General features: G+C 37.5%; 3 protein-coding genes. All 3 read right to left on the bottom strand.

From position 1 onward, the window contains the following. Positions 1-955: 955 nt before the first annotated feature. Positions 956-2,221, bottom strand: a complete 1,266-nt coding sequence (locus MN869_RS20240) for a type II toxin-antitoxin system HipA family toxin (RefSeq protein ID WP_000934717.1) — start codon at positions 2,219-2,221, stop codon at positions 956-958. After that, on the bottom strand, positions 2,221-2,526 hold the full coding sequence (locus MN869_RS20235; RefSeq protein WP_004658344.1) for a helix-turn-helix transcriptional regulator: 306 nt from the start codon (positions 2,524-2,526) through the stop codon (positions 2,221-2,223). The genes MN869_RS20240 and MN869_RS20235 overlap by 1 nt, the downstream gene beginning before the upstream one ends. 920 nt (positions 2,527-3,446) lie before the next feature. Then, on the bottom strand, positions 3,447-3,704 hold the full coding sequence (locus tag MN869_RS20230) for a hypothetical protein (RefSeq protein WP_000896237.1): 258 nt from the start codon (positions 3,702-3,704) through the stop codon (positions 3,447-3,449). Between the last annotated feature and the right edge of the window lie 97 nt (positions 3,705-3,801).

Here is a 3,801-nt window from a genome sequence, read left to right as displayed (position 1 = left end):
TGATGGCCAGTACTGAGCACTGGCGATCTAAGTCAATGCTGCAGTTCTCATCATCATTGGAATAAGTGGACAAATTCCTGACACGGAATACTATAACTGAGGTCACTTAAATGGGATGCATAAGTTATGTAAGTTACGCCACTTAAATAAGTTGATGTGCTAAAGCGATAAAAGTGGCACTGTTGGAAATATAGATTTAAGTCGATGATTTTTCCTTTAAAAAAAGTACTTAAAGACGGCTTTGTTGCACAAAGCTGTTTGTAAGGTCTGATTCAGCAATATAATTTCCGAATGAAGAAGCCAGCAACTAAAATCTACCGTACAACGAATTGGTCCGCATATAAACTCAGTGCGAGAAACTTTCAGAGCCAAGTGAATGAGATAACACTAAATATAAAAAAAATGGAAGAATAATTTACTAAGTTATTGTTTTTAAGTTGATCCTTGTTTTATATGGGGGTGATAATAACTTCTGATTACTAGTTTTTACCTTAAATATACCGATTGAAAGATTCATTTAAAGGCTATGAATACATGAGTTTTACAGTTTGGCTAGGTCAGCATGAGTACTTTTCACAAGATTTAAGATCGACCATGAACGTGATTAAGTTATAGGGGATTGATGAAATAGTTTTTATGAATTTCTGGCTTTCTGGGCTGATTTTATCAAATTCATGTCTATGCAAAATTGCGACATATTTCTCGTGCTGGTAGTTATCCAGAGTTTGGTCTGCATCTATCCATAGTGCAGACCTTTTTTTGGTGACAGTTTTTTCTTAGTGATTTTCGATCTGGATGTAGTGATTTCACGTTTGCAGAATATATCTTGGCGGTGATCCATCTAATATTCGTGATTATAAAGAGAGCTAATTCACAGGTTCTACAGATTATGTAGCGACTAACTATATCAAAGTCTATTTGCAGTTGATGGTTGGCGCTTAGTTTATATTTACGCTTAGGTTTCAGTTAAAAAATCAATATTCTGTTGAATCCGTGATTGAATCATCTGTAGGGTAGATTCTCGAATTTGATGGGGATACAGGCGCTGCGCAATTTGACTAAATTGAAGTGCAATTTCACGCATGGTCAAGATGATCTCATCGACTTCTAGAGTAGTCAGATTAGCTTCTGAAGTACCGAGTTTATGTATGTCATTTCGGGAAATATTGAGCGCTTCTCCCATAATGTCCATTTGATGATAACCACCTGGACCCTCGCAGAAGGTCACATCATAGGCTGGAGCCAATTTCCATTGACCATTTTTCTCCATGAGAAATGAAAAGTTCTTAGTATGGTCATCCCGATTATTGAAAAGCACATTAAACACAGCACGTTTAAAAGCATGCAATCTTTCTCGTACATCTTGCGTACACATCAAGGTTGCCCGGAGAAAATTGCGATAGTCTAGGCTACCTGGAACTTTATAGTCTGCTCCTGTATATGCAGCCAAACTCTGCATTGGAATCCGCATACCATTTTGACGATCGAATCGTTTAGAAGCAAAAGCCGTTAAACCATTGGGCAAATTAAAGAAATGGGTATCTGGAGTCTCAATTGCACAAAGTCGCAAACATTCTGCATAGACGGCTTCAATGGCGCAGACTTCAGGATGCTCTTGCTGAGCAGGAAACTTAATCAGCCAGGCTTCATGTTGATCAGAATCTTGAGTCGAAAACTCTAAATTGACAGGATCTCGGTAAACCAACGCTTTTGGTCTGGCACCTTGAGGGGAGCCACCCATGACCAATAAATGCTGTAGAAATTCACCACCTTCACCTTTGAGTACTTCTTGAACTTCCTGGGCCAGTTGTTGTAAAGGGATATTTTCTGAGGTTTGCATGTCAGCAACACAAGGTTCAAAGGAGAGGGCACCCATTGCGTGACTACTAATATAGGTCAGACGCTCCAAAGGTCCAATTCGTGCTGAATTTAAGCCAATTTTTTTGAAATATCGATCCATCAACATCATGCCCCAACCATCTGGTAAAGCGTCATAGACTGGACCTGGGAGTCCCATTTGATGAGTAGGAAAACCTTGTCTGAATGGTAGACCTTTTAAAGGCAGCAAGTAAGAAGAGAGCTCAACACCTTGCTGTATTGCTTCTGGACTATATTCAAAAGCAATGGTGGGTCTACCTGTCGTGGCTGTTGAACTAATCAGCGTTCCCCATAACCATGATTCGCCCCAACCGTTGTAATAAACATTAAGTCTATTGAGCATTATCCCTTCCTCTTAATACGGTGGCGCTTACTTTGACTCTCATAGCGAAGAATGTCATTCACACTGTTAAGCTGAGGTTTAAATAGTTCCTGAAGTTCGTTTAATCGACCCAAGACCATTGCAATACGGACTAAATTTTCAACAGATACATTTCGTCCCGCTTCAAGATTCGAAACTGTATTCACGCCGACACCAGCGCGTGCTGCTACCTCAGTTTGAGACATCTCCAGAAAGAGTCGTTGCTTACGTAAACGCTCACCTAAAAGAGTCACAACTTCTTCTGGTTTAGTGAAAAATAAATCCATTAAATTGGGTCTTAAGAATGAATAATTTAATTAAATCACAAAATAATGGAATTAATCTATAGCTATAGTGTGGCTAAGGAGGGCTTTGTTGCACAGCACATCAGAAGGGTAGGTATAGTCCTTGGGTATCGGTTACAGAAAATCATCAGGATGTACTTTGACTGATTGTTGATACGGAGATTTCAGTATTTTCATTTTTCCTAATAGGTCACATTACTTAGAAAGGGTTCTTCGAAAATTAGTTCATACTTTAAAAATCCTATAAATATTGAGGATATTTTCTTAATGCTTTCAATATAGCATGCGGCTATATGTAACTCGAACGGGCTTAATCTGCCTTTCAGTATAAATTTTTTGGGCGTGAGAGGGGAGAGGTGTGAGGGCAAGCAATTTATATCGTGGATACTTCTAAATTACTTATGTAATAGAAGGTGGTAAACATGGATTTAGAGGTAATAACACTAAATATAAAAAAATTGGAAGAATAATTTATTAAATTATTGTTTTTATGTGGTTATTGGTGATGTTATGAATAATAATAACTTTTTCTTGATGAATTTTACCTAAAAAAATTGATCAGATAAATTTTCTTTAAATGTCACGCATACATAAATTTGACAGTTTGAAGGGATCGGTATGTGCATTTTTCACAAGGTTAAAGATCGACCATAAATGTGATAAACGGCAGAGGATCATTGAAAAATGAATGGATTTAAACACTACATGTATGCACGAAAAAGAGTATCGCTGCGGTTCTGCTGACAGGCTGTATTGAGCATTGAATGCAAATGATGTAGTAATTGTCTACAGGCTATAGGACCAGCATGAAGAAGAATGAAATGTAGTTGCCAATTTATAACCTTGGTTGAAAAGCATAGCATTGTTATTCGGAGAAGTGAGGTAAGCCATCCTTCTCTTATTCATTTAAAATGATTCTTACTCAACTGATCTCGACTCATGGGCTGGTTCAAATTAGACGGATAATAACTTCCATCCCCTATCTTTTTCTTACCACATTTCTTGCATTTAATCCCTTCTTTGGAGATTTGATTCAGCATCACTGTTGTCGGTTGAATCAAATCAATGACATAGTTCGTTGGTTCAGGAAAAGCAGAAGAGGCTGCTTTATTGCAAAAGAGAACATTCGGATCAAATGGATTGGATTGCACAAAAGCCATGATACAGCCACAGAGTATATTAAAATTCATTTAATTTATCAACTAAATTTTCTCAAAATTACAATTATCAACAAATACATATGGTTTACTTATCATG

This window comes from Acinetobacter sp. NIPH1876 (assembly GCF_022808535.1).
GTDB lineage: Bacteria > Pseudomonadota > Gammaproteobacteria > Pseudomonadales > Moraxellaceae > Acinetobacter > Acinetobacter higginsii.
This window is presented reverse-complemented; position numbering and strand designations above follow the sequence as displayed.

Coding starts and splice junctions, on each gene's coding strand:
- MN869_RS20240 (WP_000934717.1), bottom strand. CDS start 2,221: ATGCTCAATAGACTTAATGTTTATTACAACGGTTGGGGCGAATCATGG.
- MN869_RS20235 (WP_004658344.1), bottom strand. CDS start 2,526: ATGGATTTATTTTTCACTAAACCAGAAGAAGTTGTGACTCTTTTAGGT.
- MN869_RS20230 (WP_000896237.1), bottom strand. CDS start 3,704: ATGGCTTTTGTGCAATCCAATCCATTTGATCCGAATGTTCTCTTTTGC.